Genomic DNA, 22,323 nt, shown 5'->3' with positions numbered 1-22,323 from the left:
TCAAGAATCCCAGAGAGCTCCGAGGGTCAGCAGGTCGCTCCCGTACTCGATGCGGTCGGCCCATTCCGTCGGCCAGGCGTCCGCGCCGGTCCAGGCACCCGCGAAGGCACCCGCGAGCGCGGCGACGGAGTCGGAGTCGCCGGAGGTGCAGGCGGCCCGCCGCAGGGCCGTGACCGGTTCGTCGACGAACAGCAGGAAGCACAGCAGGCCGGTCGCCAGGGCCTCCTCGGCGATCCAGCCCGCGCCGGTGGCCAGGCACGGGTCGGTCTCCGGGGAGACCGTGCGCACGGCGTCCCCCAGGCGGTCGAGGACCTCCAGGCACTCGTCCCAGCCCCGCGCGATGAACGCCCCGGGCGAGGCGTCCCCGGCGCGCGTCCACAGGTCGCCGAGCCAGGACCGGTGGTAGCGGCTGCGGTTCTCGATGGCGTACGACCGCAGCCGGCCGACGAGTCCCGTCGGCTCGACGTCCTCGGCGAGCAGCCGAACGGCGTGGGCGGTGAGGTCGGACGCGGCGAGCGCGGTCGGATGCCCGTGCGTGAGCGCGGCCTGCAACTGGGCCGCGCCCGCGCGCTGTTCGGCGCTGAGTCCGGGGACGAGGCCGACGGGCGCCACGCGCATGTTGGCGCCGCAGCCCTTGGAGTTGGTCTGGCTCGCCTCCTGCCAGGGCCGGCCCTCGTCCTCCAGCAGGTCGCAGGCGCGCAGACAGGTGTTGCCCGGCGCCCGGTTGTTGTCCGGCGACCGGTACCACTTCACGAACTCCTCGCGCAGCGGCCGCTCCAGCCCCTGCGGCGAGAGCACCCCGCGGTCTGTCGCGGTGCGCAGCGCCCGCCCCACGGCCAGGGTCATCTGCGTGTCGTCGCTGACGAGCGCGGGCGTGGGCAGCGGCATCTGCCGCCACGGCCCGTGCTTGGTGAGGATCGCGGGCACGTCGTCGAACTCGGTCGGGTAGCCGAGCGCGTCCCCGAGCGCGAGACCGGTCAACGCCCCGGTGGCGGCTTGCTTGTCGACGAGGTCGTTCATGCGGGGCGTCCTTCCGGGGACGGTCTCAGGAGGGGCGGGTGCAGGGCCGTGGCCGGTCCCGCGCGGTAGAGCGCGGCGGGCTTGCCGCGTCCGCCGGTCAACCGGGCGGCGCCGGCGAGCGGTTCGACGAATCCGGGCGTGGCGAGCACCTTGCGGCGGAAGTTGGGCCGGTCGAGGGTGGTGCCCCACACGGCCTCGTAGACCTGCTGCAGCTCGCCGAGGGTGAACTCGGGCGGGCAGAAGGCGGTGGCGAGGCAGGTGTACTCGAGCTTGGCGCCGACACGTTCGTGGGCGTCGGCCAGGATCGCGTCGTGGTCGAAGGCGAGCGGGCCGGCCGAGCCGTACGGCAGCCAGCTCGCCCGTGCCGCGTCCGAGCCGGCGTGCGGTTCGGGCGCGTCGGGCAGCAGCGCGGTGAAGGCCACGGACACGACCCGCATCCGCGGGTCGCGGTCGGGCTCGCTGTACGTCCGCAGCTGTTCCAGGTGGAGCCCGGTGACGTCCGCGAGGCCGGTCTCCTCGGCGAGTTCGCGCCGGGCCGCCGTCTCGGCGGACTCGCGCGGCTCGACGAAGCCGCCGGGCAGCGCCCAGCGGCCGGCGAAGGGGTCCTGCCCGCGCTCGACGAGCAGGACGTGCAGGGCGCCGTCGCGGACGGTGAGGACGGCGAGGTCGACGGTGACGGCGAAGGGCTCGTAGGCGTACTTGTCGTAGCCCGCGTGGTCGTGGCCCGCCTGATCGAAGGTCATGCACAGCCACCCCCTTTAATGGTCACTACGACTATAAACAGGATCCGTGTGCTTCCACAAGGCCGGCCGGGGTAACCGGGCTTGCATGGGCGAGATCCTGGTGGGCACGTGTTCGTGGACGGATCGGGCGCTGATCGGAAGCGGGTGGTACCCGGAGGGACGGCGCGATCCGGAGGGCCGATTGCGCCACTACGCCGAGCGGTTCCCGGTCGTCGAGGCCGACTCGGCGTACTACGCGCTGCCCAGCGCCCGCACCAGCCGGCTGTGGGCCGAGCGCACGCCGGACGGCTTCGTCTTCGACGTGAAGGCGTTCTCGCTCCTGACCGGGCACCCCACGCGCCGCGCCGCGATGCCGGACGGGCTGGCGCCCGAGCCGCGCGACCCGAAGGTGCTGGACGCGGTGTGGGCGCTGTTCACCGAGGGGATCGAGCCGCTGCGCGCGGCCGGGCGGCTCGGCAGCGTGCTCTTCCAGCTGCCGCCGTGGTTCCGGCCCGGCAAGCGGGCCGGTGAGTTCCTGCAGGAGTGCGTCGAGCGGACCGCGGGCTGGCCGGTGTCCGTGGAGTTCCGGCACCCCGGCTGGTGGCGGCCGGAGTGGGCGGACGCGACGCGCGCGCTGCTGACCCGGTACGGCCTGACGGCCGTCGGGGTCGACATGACGCAGACACTGCCCACGTCCGTCCCGCCCGTCACACCGGTCACCTCGTCGCGGCTGTCGGTCGTGCGCTTCCACGGCCGCAGCCCGGACTGGGGAGCCGGCAGCAAGGAGGACCGCTTCCGCCACGACTACGACGAGGACGAACTCGCCGATTGGCTCCCCCGGTTGCGGGACCTGGCACGGCAGGTCCAGGAGGTCCACGTCCTGTTCAACAACTGCTGCGGAGCCGCCGCGGTCCATGCCGCCGAACGCATGCGCCGACTGCTCGGCGCCACGAGCGGACCGGGCGCACAGCCCACCACGGCGACCGGCGAACCGTGACAGCCCTCAGTCGCTCCGTCCCAGGAAGGCCAGCAGCCGCAGCTCAGGCCCGGCGCCCGCCGGTACGGTGACCGGCTCGGCGAACCGGACGCCCCGGTCCTCATCGGCGACCACGCACCGCGCGACGGGCAGCAGCTCGCCCGCGAGCGGGGCCGGGATGGGGCGCGGACGCCCGCAGGCCTGCGCGACGTCCCACCCGTGGACGGCGATCTCCACGGACCCCACGGCTGCCATGAGCCGCATGTCCAGCGGCAGTTCGCCCACCACCACCCGCTCCCCCGGCCCGGCCGCCCACGCGCCGAGCACGGCGCACGCGCGCGTGCGGAACGCACAGGCGGGATCGGCCCCCTCAGGCTCCTGCGGGAACAGGCCGATCCGCCCGCCCGTCAGCCCCTCGTGCAGGGTGTCCAGCGAGTCGTGGAGATGACCGATCAGCTCCCCCAGGTCCCATCCGGCGCACGGCGTGCCGCGTTCCAGCTGCCCGGGCACCACCCCGGCGACGCTGCCCAGCGCGTAGGCGAGCGAACGCTCCAGCAGCTCCCCCGCGTTCACGGCAGCACCCGCGCAGCACGCGCGACACGGGCCCTCAGCGGCCCCTCAGGGGCCTGGAACGGCCCGGCCGGCCCGCGGGGAGCCGGACGCCTCGCGGGGCGCTCCAGCGCCCCCTGACCCGCGGCGGCGGCGATCCCGCCGGCATCGTCGCGGTCCGTCGTCGTAGCCATGTCTGCCACTCCTCTCGCCGGTCACGCAGTACAGACCGGCGAGAGGGCGGAAATGCATCGGCCGCGACCCGCCGAAGCGCGAACGGTCAGAGATCGACTTCCTGCATCAGCATGCCGACCTCGGTGTTGGACAGCCGCCGCAGCCAGCCGGACTTCTGGTCGCCCAGGGTGATCGGCCCGAAGGCCGTGCGCACCAGCTTCTCGACCGGGAAGCCGGCCTCCGCGAGCATGCGCCGCACGATGTGCTTGCGGCCCTCGTGCAGGGTGACCTCGACCAGGTAGTTCTTGCCGGTCTGCTCGACGACCCGGAAGTGGTCCGCGCGCGCGTACCCGTCCTCCAGCTGGATGCCGTCCTTGAGCTTCTTGCCCAGGTCGCGCGGGATCGGGCCGACGATGGCGGCGAGGTAGGTCTTCTTCACGCCGTACTTGGGGTGCGTCAGCCGGTGCGCCAGCTCGCCGTGGTTGGTGAGCAGGATGACACCCTCGGTCTCGGTGTCGAGCCGGCCGACGTGGAAGAGCCGGGTCTCACGGTTGGTGACGTAGTCCCCGAGGCACTGCCGCCCCTCGGGGTCCTCCATCGTGGAGACGACACCGGCCGGCTTGTTCAGCGAGAAGAACTGGTACGACTGCGTCGCGACCGTCAGGCCGTCGACCTTGACCTCGTCCTTCTCCGGGTCGACCCGCTTGCCCTGCTCCAGCACGATCTCGCCGTTGACCTCGACCCGCGCCTGCTCGATCAGCTCCTCGCAGGCACGCCGGGAGCCGTAGCCGGCGCGCGCGAGGACCTTCTGCAGCCGCTCGCCCTCCTGCTCGGCGCCCGGGAAGGTCTTGGGCGGCTTGACGTCCTTCTTGCCCGCGTACCGCTCGCGGTTGCGCTCCTCGGCCCGGGCGTCGTACTCACGGGAGCTCGCCGGAGCCGTACGGCCGCGCCCGGTGCCCTGGCCCTGCCTGGGCCCGCCCTTTGCGCCGCCGCGCGCCGAGGCGCCGCGACCCGACTTCGGGCCGTCCTGGGTGGCGCCGGGGCCCACGTCGTAGCGGCGCTCCTCCGGGCGCGGCTTCTTCGGCCGGCCCCCCTGCTTGTCGTCACGGGAGTTGCCGGCGCCGCGGTAATTACCGCGACCGCCACTGCTCCCGCCGCGGCCGCCGCTGTTGCCACCACGGCTCCCGCCGTTGTTTCCGCTGCTGTTCCTGCCGCTGCTGCTTCGCATCAAAATTCCGTCGTCGTCGTGTCAGTCAGGGTCGACGTGGGTCCGTCGTCCGGGTCCGGAGCATCCGGATCGAACGACGGCACGGCTTCCTGGGTCTCGGCCTCGATCGCCTCCGCCTCCGGGAGGAAGGGCGCGAGCTCCGGGAGCTCGTCCAGACCGCGCAGGCCCATCCGCTCCAGGAAGTAGTTCGTCGTCGTGTACAGGATCGCACCTGTTTCGGGTTCCGTGCCCGCCTCCTGGACCAGACCCCGCTGCAGGAGGGTGCGCATGACCCCGTCGCAGTTGACTCCTCGTACCGCCGAGACGCGGCTGCGGCTCACCGGCTGGCGGTAGGCGACGACCGCCAGCGTCTCCAGGGCGGCCTGGGTGAGGCGGGCCGTCTGGCCGTCCAGCACCAGCCGCTCGACGGCGGGCGCGTACTCGGCGCGGCTGTAGAAGCGCCAGCCGCCGGCCACGAACCGCAGCTCGAAGCCGCGGCCCTGCACCGCGTAGTCGTCGGCCAGCTCCCGCAGGGCCTTCCCGATCTGCCGCCTGGGCCGCTCCAGGATCTTCGCCAGGTGCTCCTCGCTCGCGGGCTCGTCCACGACCATGAGGACGGCCTCCAGGGCCGGCTTGAGGTCGAGGTCGGCGACGCCGCGGAGCCCTGCCGGGAGTTCCTCGGTCTCCTCGGTCATGCTTTCTTCTCCTCCTTGGGCTCCTCGGGCGGCCGGTCGAACTCGTCGGTGACCATCGGCGTCCCCTCGCCCTCGCCACCGGTCCAGCGCACGACCAGATCGCCGAGCGCGGTCTCCTGGTCCAGCGCGACGGCCTTCTCGCGGTACAGCTCCAGCAGGGCCAGGAACCTCGCCACGACGGTCAGGGTGTCGTCGGTGTCCTCCACCAGCGCCCGGAAACTGGCCTCGCCGAGTTCGCGCAGCCGCGCGACCACGATCCCGGCCTGCTCCTGCACGCTCACCAGGGGCGCATGGATGTGGTCGACGTAGACCTGCGGCTTCGGCTTGGGCTGCATCGCCTTGACCGCGAGCTTCGCGAAGCCCTCGGGGCCGATGCTGATGACCACCTCGGGCAGCAGCTCGGCGTGGTGCGGTTCGAGGCCGACGGTACGGGGGTAGCGGCGGGCCTCCTCCTCCAGCCTCGTGTTGAAGATGTCGGCGATCTGCTTGTACGCGCGGTACTGCAGGAGCCGCGCGAACAGCAGGTCACGGGCCTCCAGCAGCGCGAGGTCCGCCTCGTCCTCGACCTCGGCGGAGGGCAGCAGCCGGGCGGCCTTCAGATCGAGCAGCGTCGCCGCGACGACCAGGAACTCGGTCGTCTGGTCCAGGTCCCAGTCGGGCCCCATGGCCCGGATGTGCGCCATGAACTCGTCGGTCACCTTCGACAGCGCGACCTCGGTGACGTCCAGCTTGTGCCTGGAGATCAGCTGCAGGAGCAGGTCGAAAGGGCCCTCGAAGTTGGACAGCCGGACCTTGAAGACACCGTCGGCGGGCTCTTCGGGCGCCTCGCCCTCCGGTTCGACGAGTTCGGCGGGAGCGGCGGCAGCGGCCTCAGGCAGCGGCTCCGGCTCGGGCGGTGCGGCGACCACGGGTTCCGGCGCCACGGGCTCCGGGACCACGGGCTCCGGGACCACGGGCTCCGGGACCACCGGTTCCAGCTCTATGGGGGCCGCTTCCACTAGGGCCGGCTCCACGGGCGCCGGCTCCGGCTCGACCGGCGGAGCCACAGGCGCCGCTCCCGGCCCCCGTCCCAGCACACGCCGCCGACCGCCGGAGGCAGCAGCACCGGCGCCGGGGGCGGGAACGTCGTTCGAGGTCATGGCCCCCGCAGGCTATCGCTACCGCCCGCGCAGCCGACGTACGAGGATGCTCGCGTCCCCTCGGGACTCCAGGTCGGCCAGCACGACGGCGACCGCCTCGCGGACGATGCGCCCGCGGTCGACCGCCAGCCCGTGCTCACCGCGGAGCACCAGACGTGCGTGCTCCAGGTCCATGAGCTCCTCGGCGGAGACGTACACGGTGATCTTCTCGTCGTGCCGCTCCCGCCCACTGGGCCGGCGTGAGGCGGAGGACGACCGGCCGCGCTTGCGGGGCTGGGCGTTGGCGGAGGACGCGGCCGAGGCGGCAGAACCTTCCTGCGCCCCCTGGCGTCGTGCCGGGCGCTCCCCGGCCGCGGCGCGGCTGCGGGACTCACCGGTGTCGGCCGGCTCCGGCTCCGCGGCCACGTGCTCCGCGCCGTCGCCGTCGCCGCCCTGTGCGGGCACCGCGTGCGGCGCGTCCTCGGGCGACGCGGCCGCGGCCCCGTCGCTCTCTCCGGCGGGCGCGGGCACCCGGGCCTCACCGTTGGCCCCCCGTCGCGGAGTGGACGGCTGGAGTGCCATTCCCCCTGTCGTACGGAAGAGTTCGTCGGCCCCCGGCAGACTCACTCGGCGTGACACCGGGCGAGCACCTCCCTGGCGAGCTGGCGGTAGGCGGCGGCACCGACGGAGTTGGAGGCGTACGTGGTGATCGGCTCACCGGCGACCGTGGTCTCCGGGAAGCGGACCGTGCGCCCGATGACCGTGTGGTAGACGTGGTCGTCGAACGCCTCGACGACACGCGCGAGCACCTCACGGCTGTGCACGGTGCGCGAGTCGTACATGGTGGCGAGGATCCCGTCGAGCTCCAGCTCCGGGTTGAGCCGCTCCTGGACCTTCTCGATGGTCTCGGTCAGCAGCGCGACACCACGCAGTGCGAAGAACTCGCACTCGAGCGGCACGATCACCTTGTGCGCCGCGGTCAGCGCGTTGACGGTGAGCAGGCCGAGGGAGGGCTGACAGTCGATCACGATGTAGTCGTAGTCGGCCATGAGCGGCTTCAGGGCGCGCTGGAGCGTCGACTCGCGCGCGACCTCGCTCACCAGCTGGACCTCGGCGGCGGACAGGTCGATGTTGCTGGGCAGCAGGTCCATGTTCGGGACCGCCGTCTTCAGGAGCACCTCGTCGGCCGCCATGCCCCGCTCCATGAGCAGGTTGTAGACGGTGAGGTCGAGCTCCATCGGGTTGACGCCGAGGCCCACCGACAGCGCGCCCTGCGGGTCGAAGTCCACGAGCAGCACGCGCCGTCCGTACTCCGCGAGCGCGGCACCCAGGTTGATGGTCGACGTCGTCTTGCCCACGCCGCCCTTCTGGTTGCACATCGCGATGATCTTCGCGGGGCCGTGGTCGGTCAGCGGGCCCGGGATCGGGAAGTACGGCAGCGGACGTCCGGTCGGGCCGACGCGCTCACGGCGCTGCCGGGCAGCGTCGGGCGCGAGCGTGGCCGCGTACTCGGGGTCGGGCTCGTACTCCGCGTCGGGGTCGTAGAAGTGCCCTTCGGGCAGTTCGTCGTAGTCGGCGAAATGGTTGTGGGGCGCGCCACTTCCGTCGCCGGCCATGGCGTTCACGTGATGGCCATCCATGCTCTGGTGTGCAGTCCGGATCAGCTGCGGACCCGGGCTCTGGTGGGCTGCGAAGGTGCGCACAGCTACGGAGCCGACAGCCTCGAACCCCGCGGGACCCTGGTCCCGTACAGGCGCTCCTGGTTGACCACCCCCGGGAGAAAATGTCGACTCATTCACAAGTCGTCTTACCTCCTTGGTGACCAGGGAACTTCTAGACAGGTCAGCGTGGCACCATGCCGACGGTTGGCGACTCTATGGCGTGTCGGGCGTCCGCAGCAACACAATCCGCCGGACCCGGCAGGATGTGTCGGCAATGAAACATCCCTCTGTCAAGGGCGTACGGCCGTCGCACGGCAGGTTTCGCCAGTGTGCGAATCGACCAAAGGGTTACGTTCGAGGCGAGTTGACCGAGAGCCGCAAAGTGACCATACACACATCCGGCCGGACCTTGTCGGGCAAGGTCCGGCCGTGTGCGTGGTGTTGACGACCTGTGTTGACGTATCGCCTTTTACCGAATGGTGACTTAGCGCCTCGACGACCGCACGGTCAGCCGAGCAGGGTCTCGAGCTCGACGTGCTCCAGGCCGTGCGCCTCCGCGACCTCGCGGTAAACGACCTTGCCGTCATGCGTGTTGAGGCCCTTGGCCAGCGCGGGGTCGCGGCGCAGCGCCTCGGCCCAGCCTCGGTTGGCCAGTTCCACGATGTAGGGCAGCGTGGCGTTGGTGAGCGCGTAGGTGGAGGTGTTGGGCACCGCACCCGGCATGTTGGCGACGCAGTAGAAGACCGAGTCGTGGACCTTGAAGGTCGGCTCGGCGTGCGTGGTCGGACGCGAGTCCTCGAAGCAACCGCCCTGGTCGATCGCGATGTCGACAAGGACACTTCCCGGCTTCATGCGCGCCACGAGCTCGTTGGTGACGAGCTTGGGGGCCTTGGCGCCCGGGATGAGGACGGCGCCGATGACGAGGTCGGCGTCCAGGACGGCCTTCTCCAGCTCGAAGGAGTTGGACATGATCGCCCGGACCTTGGTGCCGAACACCTTGTCCGCCTCGCGCAGCTTGTTGATGTCGCGGTCGAGCAGCGTGACGTGGAAGCCCATGCCGACGGCGATCTGGGTGGCGTTCCAGCCGGAGACGCCGCCGCCGATGACGACGGCCTTCGCGGGCTGGGTGCCGGGGACGCCGCCGGGCAGCACGCCGCGGCCGCCGTTGAAGCGCATCAGGTGGTAGGCGCCGACCTGCGGGGCCAGCCGGCCCGCGACCTCGGACATGGGGGCGAGCAGCGGCAGCGCGCGGCTGGGGAGCTCGACCGTCTCGTAGGCGATCGCCGTGGTGCCGGACTCGATGAGCGCGTCCGTGCACTCCTTGGAGGCGGCCAGGTGCAGGTAGGTGAAGAGGGTCTGGTCCTTGCGGAGGCGGTGGTACTCCTCGGCGATGGGCTCCTTGACCTTCAGCAGCAGGTCGGCGGTGGCCCACACCTCGTCGGCCGTCTCCAGGATCTGCCCGCCTGCGGCGACGTACTCCTCGTCCGGGATCGACGAGCCGACGCCGGCGCCGCGCTCGATGACGACCTGGTGGCCGTTGCGCACCAGCTCGTGCACGCCGGCGGGGGTGATGGCCACCCGGAACTCGTTGTTCTTGACCTCGCGGGGAATGCCGACCTTCACGTCGATCACGGTCCTTGGCTCGTGGATGGGGCAATACAACACATACCCAGGCATGCATGAGCACACCGGGAGACACCGCAGGAGAAGGTGCGGCAGAGCCAGTTTAATGAAGGTGTTCCCGCTGTCTAGCCTTTCATTGCATCAATCTTCAGCGGATGCACTACGGATTTCGCAGGCATCACCGTCTTGTTTCGCGTCTTCGATCTCCACCGGACCCTCCGCGTCCAGCGACTCCTCGTCCAGCAGCCGCTCCGCGGTGCCCCGGTGCAGCTGTGCCGAGGCGGGGTCACCGAGGCGCTCGAGCGTGTCCGCGAGCCGCAGCTGGAGCGCCGCCTGGAGCCGTACGTCCTCGGCCCGGCGGGCCAGCTCCACCGCCTCGTGACAGGTGAGCAGCGACTCCTCGGGCCGTCCCGCGTACTCCTGGACGCGGGCGACCTCGCTCAACGCACGCGCGCGGGCGGCCACATCACCGCTCTTGCGGTACCCCGCGATGGCGGCGCGCCAGCTGCGCAGGGCCTCCCCGTAGCGGCCCGCATAGGTGTGGGCCACGGCGATCCGGCCGTAGAGCCGGGCCGCCCCCTCGCGCTGGTCCCGGGCCAGGCACTCGGCAAGGGCGCGGCCGAACCAGTCGGCCGCCCGGTCGTAGTCCCCGAGCTCCAGGTGCGCACCACCTACGGATTCCATTGCGCGACCGGTCGCATACGGGTCATTTGCTCTGCGTCCGGCATCCAGTGCTGCCCGATATCGCACCAGTGCGTCACGGGTACGGCCGGTCCGGGCGTCCAGGTCGCCGAGGTTCAGCAGGGCCGCGGCCTGCTCCCGGGGCAGCTTCTGCCGCTCGGCGACGTCCAGCACCAGCCGGTGGATGCCGTACAGGTCGGGCGCGGCGGCCCGGGTCCCGAAGTGCGCGACCATGGCCTTGACCAGCTGCGACATCAGCCGGCGGGCGAGGGTGTCCAGCTCCCCGTCGGCGACGGCGAGCCGCGCCGCGGCCAGCAGCGCGGGCCTGCGGATGCGCAGCCACTCCTCGGCGGCCCGCGGGTTCGGGAAGCGCACGGAGGGCGGCATGGCCTGGAGCTTCTCGCGCGCCTCGGCGTCGTCGGTCTCCGTGATCGTCCGGCAGGACTGCAGCAGCCGTACGGTCCGCTCCAGCATCCGGGCGCGGGCCAGCTGGAGCTCGCCGGGCCGGTCCAGGGTCTCGGTGAGCCGCTTCAGCAGGGGGTACAGGCAGCCCGGCACCTCGTACTGCGGCAGCGGCGAGCGGACCTGCCGCAGCAGGCCCAGGGTGACGAGGCCGTCCAGCGCGCCGCGGGCGTCGTTCACCGAGCAGCCGGCCAGCGCGGAGGCGGTGTGCGGATCGACCTGGCCGGCCGGCGCGAGGGCGAGCAGCCGCAGCATCCGGGCGGTGGCGGCGGGCAGCGAGGCGTGGACGAGCCGGAAGACGCGGCTGAGCGGCGTGCCCTCGTCACCTTCCGTGTGCAGCTGTTTGGCGAGGTCGGCGACGGTCGCCTTGGGGCGGGTGGCGAGCCAGCCGCCGGCCAGCCTGAGGGCGGCCGGCTGGGCCTGGCACTCCTCGACCAGGCTCTCGGCCGCCCGGGGGTCGACGGTGATGCGGACCGAGCCGGTGTGCCGGCTGAGCAGCTCCACGCCGGACTTGGTGTCGAGGCCGCCGAGGGTGCACGGGCGGACGTCGGAGATCCCGGTCAGCGGGCCGCCGGAGACGGCCACGACCAGGCAGTCCGGCGTGTCCGGCAGCAGGGCGTCGACCTGCGCGGCGTCGGCCGCGTCGTCGAGCAGGACAAGGGCCCGGCGGTCGGCGAGGGCCGTGCGCAGCTCCCCTGCCAGGTCGTCCTCCGAGGCTCCGGCGGGGGCGGTCAGGTCCAGTGCGGCGAGCAGTTCGCGGGCTGTCTGGGCGACGGGGACGGGCGTGCCGTCGTGGCCGCTCAGCCGTGCCCGGAGCACCCCGTCGTCGTAACGGTCCGCAACCTTCCGCACCAGTTCCTCGGCGAGCGCGGTGCGGCCGGAACCGGGTCGGCCCGCGATGAGCAGCACGCGCGCGCGTGGCGCCTTGCGGCCGGAGAGGGTGTCCAGTCCCGCGCGCTCGATGTCGGCGCGAAGTTCTTTCAACTCCCTTGTACGGCCGAGGAATCGGCTCTCTTCAGCGCGCCCCGCCGGCTGTACACCGTCTGTGTCCACCGCCTGATCCGTCACGGGCCACACTCCCGTCCCACCGCACGCGCAAGCCCGCCGGGACTCCGGTTCGGGCGTGTTCAGAGCCTAGTTCACGCTCTGCTACGTTCCGTGCGGACCACGGCGGACAGGTCCCCCGATCGGATCAGCCGATGGTCACACCGGTAGGGGTAACGGGCGCGGGACCGTGCGTCAACGGGTGCGGGGACGGTGCGTTCAGGACTCGAAGGGGCGCGCGGGCCACGGCGCCTCCGCCGGGCGCAGTGCGTCGAGCCCGTCACCCGTCTGCGCGGCGACCAGCGAAAGGACGCCGACGACAAGGCAGTTGTTGTGCAGCTCGCCCGCCAGCACGCCCCGTACGAGGTCGTCGAGGGGCACTCGTGCGAGCTCCATGTCGGCCTCTTCGTGCTCGACCTCGAAGCGGTCGCCGTCGGCCTCGGACAGGTCGCGGGCGAGGAAGATGCGCACGGCCTCGTCGCAGCCGCCGGGGGTGGTGTAGACGTCGGTCAGCACCCGCCAGTCCTCGGCCTTGACGTGCGCCTCCTCGTAGAGCTCGCGCTGGGCGGCGTGCAGCGGGTTCTCGCCGGGGATGTCCAGCAGGCCCGCCGGGATCTCCCACAGCTTCTGGCGCACGGGGTGGCGGTACTGGCGGATGACCACGACCCGTCCCGCGGCGTCGAGGGCGAGGACGGCGACCGATCCGGGGTGGACCTGGTAGTCGCGGCGGGCCACATGGCCGTCGGGCATGACCACGTCGTCGGTGCGGACGGAGGTCTTGTTGCCCACGAAGGGGGTCTCCGTCGCCCGGATCTCCCACTCCTCCGGGGTGTCGCTGATCGTCATGCCCTGTCCTTCCCCACACGCAAAATGAAGCCGGGGTGCTCACCTTTTGAATGCGAGCACCCCGGCCACCGTACAACTGTCGTGTTACTCGGAACTCTTGCCCTCGTCCTGCTGGCGCTGGACGGCGGCCTTCACCAGACCGGCGAACAGCGGGTGCGGGCGGGTCGGGCGCGAACGCAGCTCGGGGTGGGCCTGGGTGGCCACCAGATAAGGGTGCGTCTCGCGCGGGTACTCCACGTACTCCACGAGCTTTCCGTCGGGCGACGTGCCGGAGAACAGGATGCCGGCCTTCTTCTCCAGCTCCGCGCGGTAGGCGTTGTTGACCTCGTACCGGTGACGGTGCCGCTCCTCGACGTACTCCTTTCCGTCGTACACCTCGCGCACGATCGAGCCCTCGGCCAGCTTCGCCGGGTACATGCCCAGGCGCATGGTGCCGCCCATGTCGCCCTCGCCGGCGACGATGTCGAGCTGCTCCGCCATGGTGGAGATGACCGGGTGGCCGGTGGCCGAGTCGAACTCGGTGGAGTTGGCGTCGGTGATGTCGGCCAGGTTGCGCGCGGCCTCGATCACGATGCACTGCAGGCCCAGGCAGAGGCCGAGCAGCGGGATCTTGTTCTCGCGGGCGTACTTGATCGCGCCGACCTTGCCGAGCACACCGCGGTCACCGAAGCCGCCCGGGATGCAGATGCCGTCGACGTCGGCGAGCTGCGCCGCGGCACCGGCCGGGGTCTTGCAGTCGTCCGAGGTGACCCACTTGATCTTCACGCGGGCGCGGTTGGCGAAGCCGCCCGCGCGCAGCGCCTCGGTGACCGAGAGGTAGGCGTCGGGCAGGTCGATGTACTTGCCGACCAGGGCCAGGGTGACCTCGTGGTCGGGCTTGTGGACGCGGTCCAGCAGGTCGTCCCAGGTCGTCCAGTCGACGTCGCGGAAGGGCAGGTCCAGCTTGCGGACGACGTAGGCGTCCAGGCCCTCGCCGTGCACGGTCTTCGGGATGTCGTAGATGGAGCGGGCGTCGGGGCAGGCCACCACGGCGGCCTCGTCGACATCGCACATCAGCGAGATCTTGCGCTTGATCGCGGTGGGCACCTCGCGGTCGCAGCGCAGCACGATGGCGTCCGGCTGGATACCGATGTTGCGCAGCGCCGCAACCGAGTGCTGCGTCGGCTTCGTCTTCAGCTCCCCCGAGGGGCCGATGTACGGCAGGAGCGAGATGTGAACGACGAAGACGTTGTCCCGGCCGACCTCGTGGCGCACCTGCCGGACGGTCTCCAGGAAGGGCAGCGACTCGATGTCGCCGACCGTGCCGCCGACCTCGGTGATGACGACGTCCACCTCGTCGGTGGCCATGCGGCGGATGCGGTGCTTGATCTCGTTGGTGATGTGCGGGATGACCTGCACGGTGTCGCCCAGGTACTCGCCGCGCCGCTCCTTGGCGATCACCGTCGAGTACACCTGGCCTGTAGTGACATTGGCGGAGCCGTCCAAGTCACGGTCCAGGAAGCGCTCGTAGTGTCCGATGTCGAGGTCCGTCTCGGCGCCGTCGTTCGTGACGAACACCTCACCGTGCTGGAAGGGGTTCATCGTGCCCGGGTCGACGTTCAGGTACGGGTCGAGCTTCTGCATCACCACGCGCAGGCCGCGGGCCTTGAGCAGCATGCCCAGACTGGAGGCGGTGAGGCCCTTGCCGAGCGAGGAGGCGACACCCCCGGTGACGAAGATGTGCTTGGTCGTCGTGGATTTGGGCGTCATGGCCAAAGGGGGGCTCCCGTGGTCTCGGTCTGGGGTGCGGTTCCGGGGTTTTCTCGCCCACCGGTCCACGGGCTACCAGGGTATCAGCGCCCGGAGGGGATGGCTTCCGGCCACGCTCCGCACACGAGTCACCACGGACCCGCACGGTCTCCCGGGTTTCTCACCCGTTGCTCACCCGTTCGGCCTATCCGGGTTGTCCCGAGGGGCACACAGATCATCTACGTGCGTCGTATCCTGCTCGGACACTCGCTGCCGAGCCCGGCCGGCAACACGGCACCACCCCCGTCCGTTTACTCCGGAACAACGAGAGCTCGTCAGTTCGTTGAGCAGAAATCGTCGTTTTGCCACACGGCTGGACGCCTGCTTTGCTTCACCGCTCAACGACGCATGGAAAAAACCCCTTGACCGACTTGGCGACAGCCCCCTTATGGGGGTCTGACGTGGCCGTTCGACTGGAGTTGCACGTGGCCGGGCGCATCGAAGACTACGCACTCATCGGAGACATGCAGACCGCTGCCCTGGTCTGCCGGGACGGCACGGTGGACTGGTTGTGCCTGCCCCGCTTCGACTCGCATGCCATCTTCGCCGGCCTGCTGGGCACCGAGGAGCACGGCTTCTGGCGCCTGGGGCCCGCGCACGCCTCCGACGCGCAGCCGCCCACCGCGGCCCGGCGCAGCTACCGCGGCGACTCCCTGATCCTGGAATCGGAGTGGGACACCCCGCGCGGCACGGTCCGGGTGACCGATTTCATGCCCCCGCGTGACGGCGCCCCCCAGCTGATCCGCATCGTCGAGGGCGTCTCGGGCCGCGTCCCCATGCGCTCCGCCCTGCGGATGCGCTTCAGCTACGGGCGCGTGGTGCCGTGGGTGCACAAGCACGACGGGCGCACGGTCGCCGTGGCGGGCCCGGACTCGGTGTGGTTCGACACCGAGTGCGAGACCTACGGCAAGTCGCTGACCACGTACTCGGACTTCACGGTCGCTCCGGGTGACCGGATCGCGTTCACGATCTCGTGGGAGCCCTCGCACAAGCAGCCGCCCGCGCTGCCGGAGCCGGAGGGCTCGCTGCAGGCGACGGAGGACTTCTGGCGCGAATGGGTGGAGCACTGTACGTACCACGGCCCCTACCGCGAGGCCGTGATCCGCTCCCTGATCACGCTGAAGGCCCTTACGTACGCGCCGACCGGCGGCATCGTCGCCGCGCCGACCACCTCCCTGCCCGAGGACATCGGCGGCGTCCGCAACTGGGACTACCGCTACACCTGGCTGCGCGACGCGGCCATCACCCTGTCCTCGCTGCTGCGCACCGGCTACCGCGAGGAGGCCCGCGCCTGGCGCGAGTGGCTGCTGCGCGCGGTGGCCGGCGACCCCGAGAACCTGCAGATCATGTACGGCATCGCGGGCGAGCGCGAGCTCGGCGAGGCGGAGCTGGACTGGCTGCCCGGGTACGAGAACTCGGCGCCGGTGCGGGTCGGCAACGGCGCCGCGCACCAGCTCCAGCTCGACGTCTACGGCGAGGTCACCGAGGCCCTGCACCTCGGCCACATGACCGGCCTGGCCCGCAGCGACTACGCCTCGCTGCTCCAGCTCAAGCTCATCCGCTACCTGGAGCGGCACTGGGAGGAGCCCGACGAGGGCATCTGGGAGGTGCGCGGCCCGCGCCGGCACTTCGTGCACTCCAAGGTCATGGCCTGGGTCGCCGTCGACCGCACCATCAAGCTCCTGGAGTCCGGCGAGGCCGACGGCCCGCTGGAGCGCTGGCGCCGGCTGCGGGACGACATCCACCGGGACGTGTGCGAGAAGGGGTACGACAAGGAGCGCAACACCTTCACGCAGTCGTACGGCTCGAAGGAGCTGGACGCCTCCTTGCTGCTGATCCCGCAGATGGGCTTCCTGCCGCCGGACGACAAGCGCGTGATCGGCACCATCGAGGCGATCCAGCGCGAGCTGTCCACCCCGGACGGCTTCATCCTGCGCTACCCGACGGAGGGCTCCAGCGAGGGCGTCGACGGCCTGCCCGGCGACGAGGGCGCGTTCCTGGCCTGCTCGTTCTGGATGGCCGACGACCTGGCGATGATCGGCCGGGTGGACGAGGCCCGCAAGCTGTTCGAGAAGCTGCTCGCGCTCCGCAACGACCTGGGCCTGCTCGCCGAGGAGTGGGACCCGCGCCTGCAGCGCCAGGTCGGCAACTTCCCGCAGGCCTTCAGCCATGTCCCCCTGATCGACACGGCCCTGCGCCTGACGGCGTCCGGGGCGTACGGAGGCTGACCTTACGGATCCGTGACGGAGCGGCGGTCCGGCACGACCGCCGCCCGGTACCCACCTAGGGTTGAAATATTCCCATTGCCCCTTTGGAAGGGGGCGGCCATGGCTTCCCTCTCGAAGGCGGGCGCGGCCCTCACCGCGCTGCGCGAGGATCTCACCGGCGACGTGTTCGCTCCGGGGGATGCGGGCTACGACGAGGCCCGGACGGTGTTCAACGCGATGATCGACCGCCGTCCGGCGGCGATCGCCCAGTGCGCGGACGAGGCCGACGTCGTACGGTCGGTGCGCTTCGCACGTGAACTGGACCTGCCGGTGGCGGTGCGCGGCGGCGGGCACAGCGTGGCCGGCACGGCGGTCAACGACGACGGACTGGTGATCGATCTGCGCCGTATGCGCACGGTCACCGTCGACCCCGCGGACCAGGCGGTACGGGTCGCCGGCGGCGCCACCATGAGCGAGCTGGACCGGGCCACCCAGCCGTACGGCCTGGCGACCACGGGCGGCCGGGCCTCCACCACCGGCGTCGGCGGGTTCGTCCTGGGCGGCGGCACGGGCTGGCTGGACCGCTGCTGCGGGCTGGCCGTCGACAACCTCCTCGCCGTCGAACTGGTCACCGCGGACGGGACCCTCGTGCACGCGAGCGCCGACGAGAACCCCGAGCTGTTCTGGGCGCTGCACGGCGGCGGGGGCAACTTCGGCGTCGCCACGGCGATCACCCTCAAGCTGCACGAGCTGCCCCGGTTCTCCATCGCGCTGACCGTGAGCCTGCCGGAACACGGCCCCGAGGCCGTGCGCACCTACCGCGACGTGATCGCGACCGCGCCGGCCGAGGCGAGCGGCGCGGTGCTGTACTTCACCGGCCCGCCCGACGCGTTCGTGCCGCCCCACCTGGTCGGCACGATGCTGTGCGGGGTGCTGCTGACGTACGCGGGCGCCGAGGAGGACCTGCGCAAGCTGGCCGAGCCGCTGCTCGCGCTGCCGCACGAGACGGAGATCGTCGGGGCGATGCCGTACGCCGACGTGCAGTGCATGCTCGACGACCCGCCCGGCCTGCGGAACTACTGGTCGGCGGAGTACCTGACCGGCGTCCCCGACGACTTCGTGGCCGCCTTCTGCTCCCTGGCGGACTCGCTGCCGGTGCCGACCGGCTGCCAGCACATCCTGTGGCCGCAGGGCGGCGCCATCGCCGACGGGCCGCGCGACTATCCCGTGCCCTACCGGGACGCTCCCTGGAGCGTGCATCCGTTCGGGATCTGGGAGGACCCGGTGGACGACGAGCGCTGCATCGCGTGGGTACGCGGGGTGCGGGAGGCGGTGCGCCCGTGGAGCACCGGGGACGTCTACCTCAACTTCATCGGCGACGAGGGCACGGAGCGCGTCGTGGCGGGCCTTGGTGCCGAGAACACCCGGCGGCTGGGGCGGGTGAAGCGCGAGTACGACCCGGACAACGTGTTCCGCTTCAACCACAACATCAGGCCGGTCTGAGCGCCGTCAGGGTGTGTTCGCCCGCCGGGTCGGCGGCGGTCGCCGGGACCAGGGCGATCTCGTCGAGACCGGCCTCCGCGTAGGCCTCGACACGCGCGCGTACGGTGTCGAGGCCGCCGACCAGGCCGACCTCCGCGGCGGCCTCGGCGGGCAGCGCGCGCACCAGCGTGGCGCGGTCGGCTCCGGCGGCGGCCAGCCGCACCGCCTCGCCGAACCCCGCGGCGGCGAACACGTCGCTGTAGCCCGGCACGGTCAGATAGCCCGCGATGCTGCCCAGGACCTGCGCGAGCGACTCCGGTTCCGGGTCCACGGCCGCGGGCAGCCAGACGGCGAGCGAGGGCGGCGTGCGGCCCGCCTTCGCGGCCGCCGCGTCCAGCTTGGCGCGCAGCTCGCGCACCTGCGCCGGGGAGACGACGTCGAGCAGCATGCGGTCGGCGTGGGCGGCTGCCGCCGCGATCGCGCGGTCCCCGAAGGCGGCGACGGTGAGCGGTCCGCCGGGTGGCGCGAGCCGGCGCAGGAAGGGGCTGCCGGGGGCCACGGGCCCGCCCGGCGCGGCGTGCAGCAGCCCGCGCACGGCCTCGGCCGTCTCCGCCAGTACGGCCGCGGGGCGCGTCCTGGGCCGCCCGTGCACCCCCTCGACGACCCGGGTGCTTGAGGTGCCCAGCGCCACGCCGACCGCCCGTCCGGTGACGGCGGCGACGGACGCGGCGCCGCGGGCCAGGGTGTAGGCGTCGCGCACGGACACCGGCACCGGGCCGGCGGTGAGCGCGACCCGCTCGGTGGCCCGTCCGATCGCGGTGGCGAGGACGAAGGAGTCCCACGTCGGTCCCTCGCCCGCCCACACCTCCCGGTAGCCCAGCCGGTCGGCTAGCACCCCGACCCGCAGGGGCTCCTCGACGGGACTGCCGTCCTCACGCGCCGCGGCCACCACACTGAATTCCATGCCCCGCCCGCTACCCGGCCGTCCCGGGCCTAACCGCCGTGACCGCCCGGAGATGTCCTGGAGGCATCCGCGCAGGTAGCGTCCGGCTATGCACAGCGGCACGGAGCGCAGATTCGAGTCCCACGGCGCCGGGATCACCGTTCAGCGGGCACTGGAACTGCCCGGTCTGCGCAGCGGGCTGCCCGAGGTGCTCGCGGGCGCCGACCGGCTGCAGCGCACCGTGCGCTGGGTGCACGCGGGCGAGGTGCCGAACATCGCCTCGCTGCTGAAGGGCGGCGAGCTGCTGCTGACCACGGGGTACGGGCTCGGCACGCGCCCGGCCGACCAGCGGGCGTTCGTGCGCACCCTGGCCCAGCGCGGCATCGCGGCGCTCGTCGTGGAGCTCGGCCCGCGCTTCGCCCGGCTGCCCGCCGCCCTGGTCGACACGGCGCGCGCGGCCGGCCTCCCGCTCGTCCAGCTGCACCGCGAGGTGCCCTTCGTGACGGTTACGGAGGAGATCCACACCGAGATCGTCAACGGCCACTACGCACTGCTCCAGCAGGCGGAGGAGGTGCACCGCCGCTGCACCGAGGCCCTGCTGGGCGGCGGTGGGGTGCCCCAGGTGCTCGGCATCCTGGCCGACTTCGGCGGCAACCCGGTCTTCCTGGAGACGACCGACGGTCAGCTGCTGTACGCCGCCGGATCCGGGCCCGAGGGCGCGGACCCGCTCCAGGTGTGGGAGGGGCTGCGCGGCCAGCACAAGGACACCCCGCCGCCGGCCGGCTCGGTGCTCGTGGACGTGCCCGGGGGCGGACCCGGGACGGGTTCGGTACGGGCCCGCCTGGTCCTGCTTCCGGTACGGGGCCCGCTGGCGCCGGTGCACCGCATGGCGGCCGAGCGGGCGGCGGGCATCCTGGCGGTCGTCCTGATGCAGGCACGGCAGGAGGAGGAGCTGGCGGCGCGGGGCCGCGGCGACTTCCTCACCGACCTCGCCGAGGGCCGCATCACCGCGGAGGACGCGCCCGCGCAGGCGCGCGTGCTGGGCTTCAAACCGGGCAGCAGCCCGCTGCTGCCCGTCGTCATGCGGCTGGGCGACGCCCTCGCCCCCGGCGGCGGCTGGGCGGTGCTGGCCCGCGCGGTCTCCGAGGAGCTGGCCTCCGTCGGCGTCCCGGTCCTGCTCGGTGTACGGCCCGTCGAGGGCCGCGTGCTCGTGCTGCTGGGCCTGCGCTCGGAGTCGGAGCGCCCGGCGGTCGCGGACCGGGTGGCGGCGGCGCTGCGGGCGGGCGTGGAGCGGGCCGGGATGCACCGGCCCGGGGCGCAGCCGCCGGTGGTGGTCGTCGCGGTGGCGGGCGGTTGGGCGGCGGCCTCGGCGGGCCTGCGGCACGCGGCGGAGACGGCGACGGCGGCGCAGGGCCTGTCGGACCGCCCCTGGTACGACGCCCGCCGCCTGGACATCGACCTGCTGCTGTGGCGGCTGCGCGACCACCCCGACCTGGCGGCCTTCGTGGACCGTGCGATCGGCCCGCTGCGCGACCACGACGACCGCTCCCGGCCGCCGCTGCTGCCCACCCTGGAGACGTATCTGGCGCACGCCGGCCGCAAGGCGGAGACCGCCCGCGAGCTCCATCTCAACCGGCAGACCCTCTACAACCGCCTCGCCCGCATCGGCGAGTTGCTCGGCACGGACCTCGACGACCCGCAGACGGTCATGGCGTTGAGCCTGGCCCTGCGGGCACGCCGGCACGTGCCGTAGCCGGACGGTTCAGATCAGCACCCGGGGCTGCGTCAACTCGTCGTAGACGCTCAGCACTTGGGCGACCGTCTCGTCCTCGGTCGGCCAGGTGGCGGCCTGGCGGGTGCCCCTGTCCCGGAGTTCCTCGCACCGGCCGGGATCGGCGAGGAGCCCGGTCACGGCGCCGGCGAGCGCCTCGGCGTCGCCGTAGGGGACGAGTTCGGCGGCGTCGCCGACGAGTTCGGGGATGCCGCCGACCCGGGTCGCGACGAGCGGCACGCGCGCGTGGAGGGCCTCCTGCGCGAGGACGGAACGCGACTCCCAACTGCTGGGCAGCAGCGCGACGTCGGCGGCAGCGAGCAGTTGCGCCACGTCGTCGCGCCGTCCGATGAGCCGCACGGGCAACCCCTCGTCCTCGATACGGCGCTGCAGCACGGCCCGCAGCGGGCCCTCGCCCGCGATCACCACGAGCGGCACGGGGTCGAGGCGCCGCCACGCGCGCGCGGCGTCCAGCAGGGTGCCGTAGCCCCGGTGCCGGTCGAGGGAGCCGACCGCCATCAGCAACGGGCGCTCGGTGGCGCCGAGTTCGGCCCGGACCTTCAGGCCCGGACGGTCGGGGTCCTCCGCGTCGGGGGACCGGCGCGCCGCCGGCAGGGCGACCGCCGCGAGCCGCGCGTCCCGCGCCCCGCTCCGGCGGGCCCGGTCCACGAGGTCGGAGGAGGCGCCGAGCACCACGGTGGCCGCCTTCACGACCCGCCGCTCCAGGAGGCGCAGCAGATGCGCGCGGGCGCCCTCGGCGTGCGCGCGGTCGTGCCAGGTGACGACGAACGGGATGCGCCGGCCGCTGAGGGCGAGCGCGGCGCGGAAGGAGGCGTGCAGTCCGTGCGCGTGCACGAGGTCGGCGTCGGCGCAGACGGCCCGCAGCGCGGCCACGGCTCCCGGGTCGCTGCTGCGCGGCACGTGCACGTGTTCGGCGCCGGTGCCCGTGAAGTCGTAGGTGCGATCGGCCTCACCGGGGGCGCACACGGTCACCCGCACGCCCCGCGCGACCAGACCCGACGCCAGCGACCGCACGTGCGCGCTGCTGTGGGCGTTGCCGCCGCCCAGCACCTGCACGGTGCGCAGCGGCGACTGGCCGTGCGGTGAGTGGCTGCTCACGGGGCTCACGTGGCCGGGGCTCCTGGTTCGGCGTCGGGCGGTCACGACGAAAGTACAGAAGGAACGGGCGGAGGGGGTGTACCGCGCGGTTTCCTCCATGGACGACGTCAAGGATGCCAGCACGCACGGGTGTTCCGGAAACGTGGAGGCGATGCGCGGGCCGCGCGACGGTGGGGTTGGTCACTCACACGGGTGAAGTACGGGGACGTACAGGTGAAGACGGAGCCTATTGCGT

19 protein-coding genes are annotated in these 22,323 nt (G+C 72.3%); 4 read left to right on the top strand and 15 right to left on the bottom strand.

Features of this window, described 5'->3' with window-relative positions; genetic code table 11:
• Together ACFU97_RS08855 and ACFU97_RS08850 are read right to left on the bottom strand one after the other, a co-directional pair.
• A complete protein-coding gene (locus ACFU97_RS08855; RefSeq protein ID WP_384252828.1) occupies nucleotides 1-1,020 on the bottom strand; it encodes an ADP-ribosylglycohydrolase family protein in 1,020 nt (339 codons plus the stop codon).
• Nucleotides 1,017-1,763: an NUDIX domain-containing protein gene (locus tag ACFU97_RS08850; RefSeq protein ID WP_384252825.1), complete on the bottom strand. Its 747-nt coding sequence runs from the start codon at nucleotides 1,761-1,763 to the stop codon at nucleotides 1,017-1,019. The genes ACFU97_RS08855 and ACFU97_RS08850 overlap by 4 nt, the downstream gene beginning before the upstream one ends.
• An 85-nt stretch (nucleotides 1,764-1,848) precedes the next feature.
• On the opposite strand from ACFU97_RS08850, the gene ACFU97_RS08845 reads away from it, so the two are divergent.
• The gene (locus ACFU97_RS08845; protein ID WP_384252823.1) at nucleotides 1,849-2,739 is read left to right on the top strand and encodes a DUF72 domain-containing protein; all 891 of its coding nucleotides are present in this window, start codon (nucleotides 1,849-1,851) and stop codon (nucleotides 2,737-2,739) included.
• Between the two features lie 6 nt (nucleotides 2,740-2,745).
• Here the strand turns inward: ACFU97_RS08845 and ACFU97_RS08840 are convergent, their stop codons facing one another.
• The 11 genes from ACFU97_RS08840 to ACFU97_RS08790 form a co-directional block, all read right to left on the bottom strand.
• Nucleotides 2,746-3,291 (bottom strand): TIGR03086 family metal-binding protein, encoded by a 546-nt coding sequence (locus ACFU97_RS08840; RefSeq protein ID WP_384252820.1) that lies wholly within the window; start codon nucleotides 3,289-3,291, stop codon nucleotides 2,746-2,748.
• Nucleotides 3,288-3,461 (bottom strand): hypothetical protein, encoded by a 174-nt coding sequence (locus ACFU97_RS08835; protein WP_384252817.1) that lies wholly within the window; start codon nucleotides 3,459-3,461, stop codon nucleotides 3,288-3,290. Before ACFU97_RS08835 ends, ACFU97_RS08840 begins: the two co-directional genes overlap by 4 nt.
• Nucleotides 3,462-3,547: 86 nt before the next feature.
• Entirely contained in the window at nucleotides 3,548-4,669 is a 1,122-nt protein-coding gene (locus ACFU97_RS08830) for a pseudouridine synthase (RefSeq protein ID WP_384252814.1), read from the bottom strand.
• Nucleotides 4,669-5,343: an SMC-Scp complex subunit ScpB gene (scpB, locus tag ACFU97_RS08825; RefSeq protein WP_384252811.1), complete on the bottom strand. Its 675-nt coding sequence runs from the start codon at nucleotides 5,341-5,343 to the stop codon at nucleotides 4,669-4,671. Before scpB ends, ACFU97_RS08830 begins: the two co-directional genes overlap by 1 nt.
• Nucleotides 5,340-6,482, bottom strand: a complete 1,143-nt coding sequence (locus ACFU97_RS08820) for a segregation and condensation protein A (protein ID WP_384252808.1) — start codon at nucleotides 6,480-6,482, stop codon at nucleotides 5,340-5,342. Before ACFU97_RS08820 ends, scpB begins: the two co-directional genes overlap by 4 nt.
• Nucleotides 6,483-6,500: 18 nt before the next feature.
• Nucleotides 6,501-7,100 (bottom strand): hypothetical protein, encoded by a 600-nt coding sequence (locus ACFU97_RS08815; protein WP_384252805.1) that lies wholly within the window; start codon nucleotides 7,098-7,100, stop codon nucleotides 6,501-6,503.
• On the bottom strand, nucleotides 7,085-8,260 hold the full coding sequence (locus ACFU97_RS08810) for a ParA family protein (protein ID WP_384252803.1): 1,176 nt from the start codon (nucleotides 8,258-8,260) through the stop codon (nucleotides 7,085-7,087). Before ACFU97_RS08810 ends, ACFU97_RS08815 begins: the two co-directional genes overlap by 16 nt.
• Nucleotides 8,261-8,629: 369 nt before the next feature.
• Nucleotides 8,630-9,754, bottom strand: a complete 1,125-nt coding sequence (gene ald, locus ACFU97_RS08805; protein WP_384252800.1) for an alanine dehydrogenase — start codon at nucleotides 9,752-9,754, stop codon at nucleotides 8,630-8,632.
• A gap of 132 nt (nucleotides 9,755-9,886) precedes the next feature.
• Nucleotides 9,887-11,956 (bottom strand): tetratricopeptide repeat protein, encoded by a 2,070-nt coding sequence (locus ACFU97_RS08800; protein ID WP_384252797.1) that lies wholly within the window; start codon nucleotides 11,954-11,956, stop codon nucleotides 9,887-9,889.
• A 195-nt stretch (nucleotides 11,957-12,151) separates the two neighbouring features.
• Nucleotides 12,152-12,778, bottom strand: coding sequence for an NUDIX domain-containing protein (locus ACFU97_RS08795; protein ID WP_384252794.1), 627 nt, complete (start codon nucleotides 12,776-12,778; stop codon nucleotides 12,152-12,154).
• Nucleotides 12,779-12,862: 84 nt separating this feature from the next.
• Nucleotides 12,863-14,527, bottom strand: coding sequence for a CTP synthase (locus ACFU97_RS08790; RefSeq protein ID WP_384252791.1), 1,665 nt, complete (start codon nucleotides 14,525-14,527; stop codon nucleotides 12,863-12,865).
• 464 nt (nucleotides 14,528-14,991) lie between these two features.
• On the opposite strand from ACFU97_RS08790, the gene ACFU97_RS08785 reads away from it, so the two are divergent.
• Complete coding sequence (locus ACFU97_RS08785; RefSeq protein ID WP_384253470.1) at nucleotides 14,992-16,794, top strand: glycoside hydrolase family 15 protein; 1,803 nt, start codon at nucleotides 14,992-14,994, stop codon at nucleotides 16,792-16,794.
• A 99-nt stretch (nucleotides 16,795-16,893) separates the two neighbouring features.
• Nucleotides 16,894-18,276, top strand: coding sequence for an FAD-binding oxidoreductase (locus ACFU97_RS08780; protein ID WP_384252788.1), 1,383 nt, complete (start codon nucleotides 16,894-16,896; stop codon nucleotides 18,274-18,276).
• On the opposite strand, the gene ACFU97_RS08775 is transcribed toward ACFU97_RS08780, so the two are convergent.
• Entirely contained in the window at nucleotides 18,263-19,219 is a 957-nt protein-coding gene (locus ACFU97_RS08775) for an LLM class F420-dependent oxidoreductase (RefSeq protein ID WP_384252785.1), read from the bottom strand. The genes ACFU97_RS08780 and ACFU97_RS08775 overlap by 14 nt on opposite strands.
• An 88-nt stretch (nucleotides 19,220-19,307) precedes the next feature.
• On the opposite strand from ACFU97_RS08775, the gene ACFU97_RS08770 reads away from it, so the two are divergent.
• The gene (locus tag ACFU97_RS08770; RefSeq protein WP_384252782.1) at nucleotides 19,308-20,951 is read left to right on the top strand and encodes a PucR family transcriptional regulator; all 1,644 of its coding nucleotides are present in this window, start codon (nucleotides 19,308-19,310) and stop codon (nucleotides 20,949-20,951) included.
• Nucleotides 20,952-20,960: 9 nt separating this feature from the next.
• Here ACFU97_RS08770 and ACFU97_RS08765 read toward each other — a convergent pair whose 3' ends face one another.
• Nucleotides 20,961-22,097, bottom strand: coding sequence for a glycosyltransferase family 4 protein (locus ACFU97_RS08765; RefSeq protein WP_384252779.1), 1,137 nt, complete (start codon nucleotides 22,095-22,097; stop codon nucleotides 20,961-20,963).
• Nucleotides 22,098-22,323 lie beyond the last annotated feature (226 nt).

This window comes from Streptomyces sp. NPDC057616, assembly GCF_042800575.1.
Classification (GTDB): Bacteria; Actinomycetota; Actinomycetes; order Streptomycetales; family Streptomycetaceae; genus Streptomyces.
The sequence above is the reverse complement of the archived record's forward strand: the minus strand, read 5'-3'. Positions and strand labels throughout refer to the sequence as shown.

Excerpts from the sequence above, each read along its gene's own strand:
- ACFU97_RS08790 (WP_384252791.1), bottom strand. The coding sequence starts at position 14,527 with ATGACGCCCAAATCCACGACGACCAAGCACATCTTCGTCACCGGGGGT.
- ACFU97_RS08830 (WP_384252814.1), bottom strand. The coding sequence starts at position 4,669 with ATGCGAAGCAGCAGCGGCAGGAACAGCAGCGGAAACAACGGCGGGAGC.
- ACFU97_RS08845 (WP_384252823.1), top strand. The coding sequence starts at position 1,849 with ATGGGCGAGATCCTGGTGGGCACGTGTTCGTGGACGGATCGGGCGCTG.
- scpB (WP_384252811.1), bottom strand. The coding sequence starts at position 5,343 with ATGACCGAGGAGACCGAGGAACTCCCGGCAGGGCTCCGCGGCGTCGCC.
- ACFU97_RS08850 (WP_384252825.1), bottom strand. The coding sequence starts at position 1,763 with ATGACCTTCGATCAGGCGGGCCACGACCACGCGGGCTACGACAAGTAC.
- ACFU97_RS08770 (WP_384252782.1), top strand. The coding sequence starts at position 19,308 with ATGCACAGCGGCACGGAGCGCAGATTCGAGTCCCACGGCGCCGGGATC.
- ACFU97_RS08835 (WP_384252817.1), bottom strand. The coding sequence starts at position 3,461 with ATGGCTACGACGACGGACCGCGACGATGCCGGCGGGATCGCCGCCGCC.
- ACFU97_RS08775 (WP_384252785.1), bottom strand. The coding sequence starts at position 19,219 with ATGGAATTCAGTGTGGTGGCCGCGGCGCGTGAGGACGGCAGTCCCGTC.
- ACFU97_RS08795 (WP_384252794.1), bottom strand. The coding sequence starts at position 12,778 with ATGACGATCAGCGACACCCCGGAGGAGTGGGAGATCCGGGCGACGGAG.
- ACFU97_RS08780 (WP_384252788.1), top strand. The coding sequence starts at position 16,894 with ATGGCTTCCCTCTCGAAGGCGGGCGCGGCCCTCACCGCGCTGCGCGAG.
- ACFU97_RS08820 (WP_384252808.1), bottom strand. The coding sequence starts at position 6,482 with ATGACCTCGAACGACGTTCCCGCCCCCGGCGCCGGTGCTGCTGCCTCC.
- ACFU97_RS08855 (WP_384252828.1), bottom strand. The coding sequence starts at position 1,020 with ATGAACGACCTCGTCGACAAGCAAGCCGCCACCGGGGCGTTGACCGGT.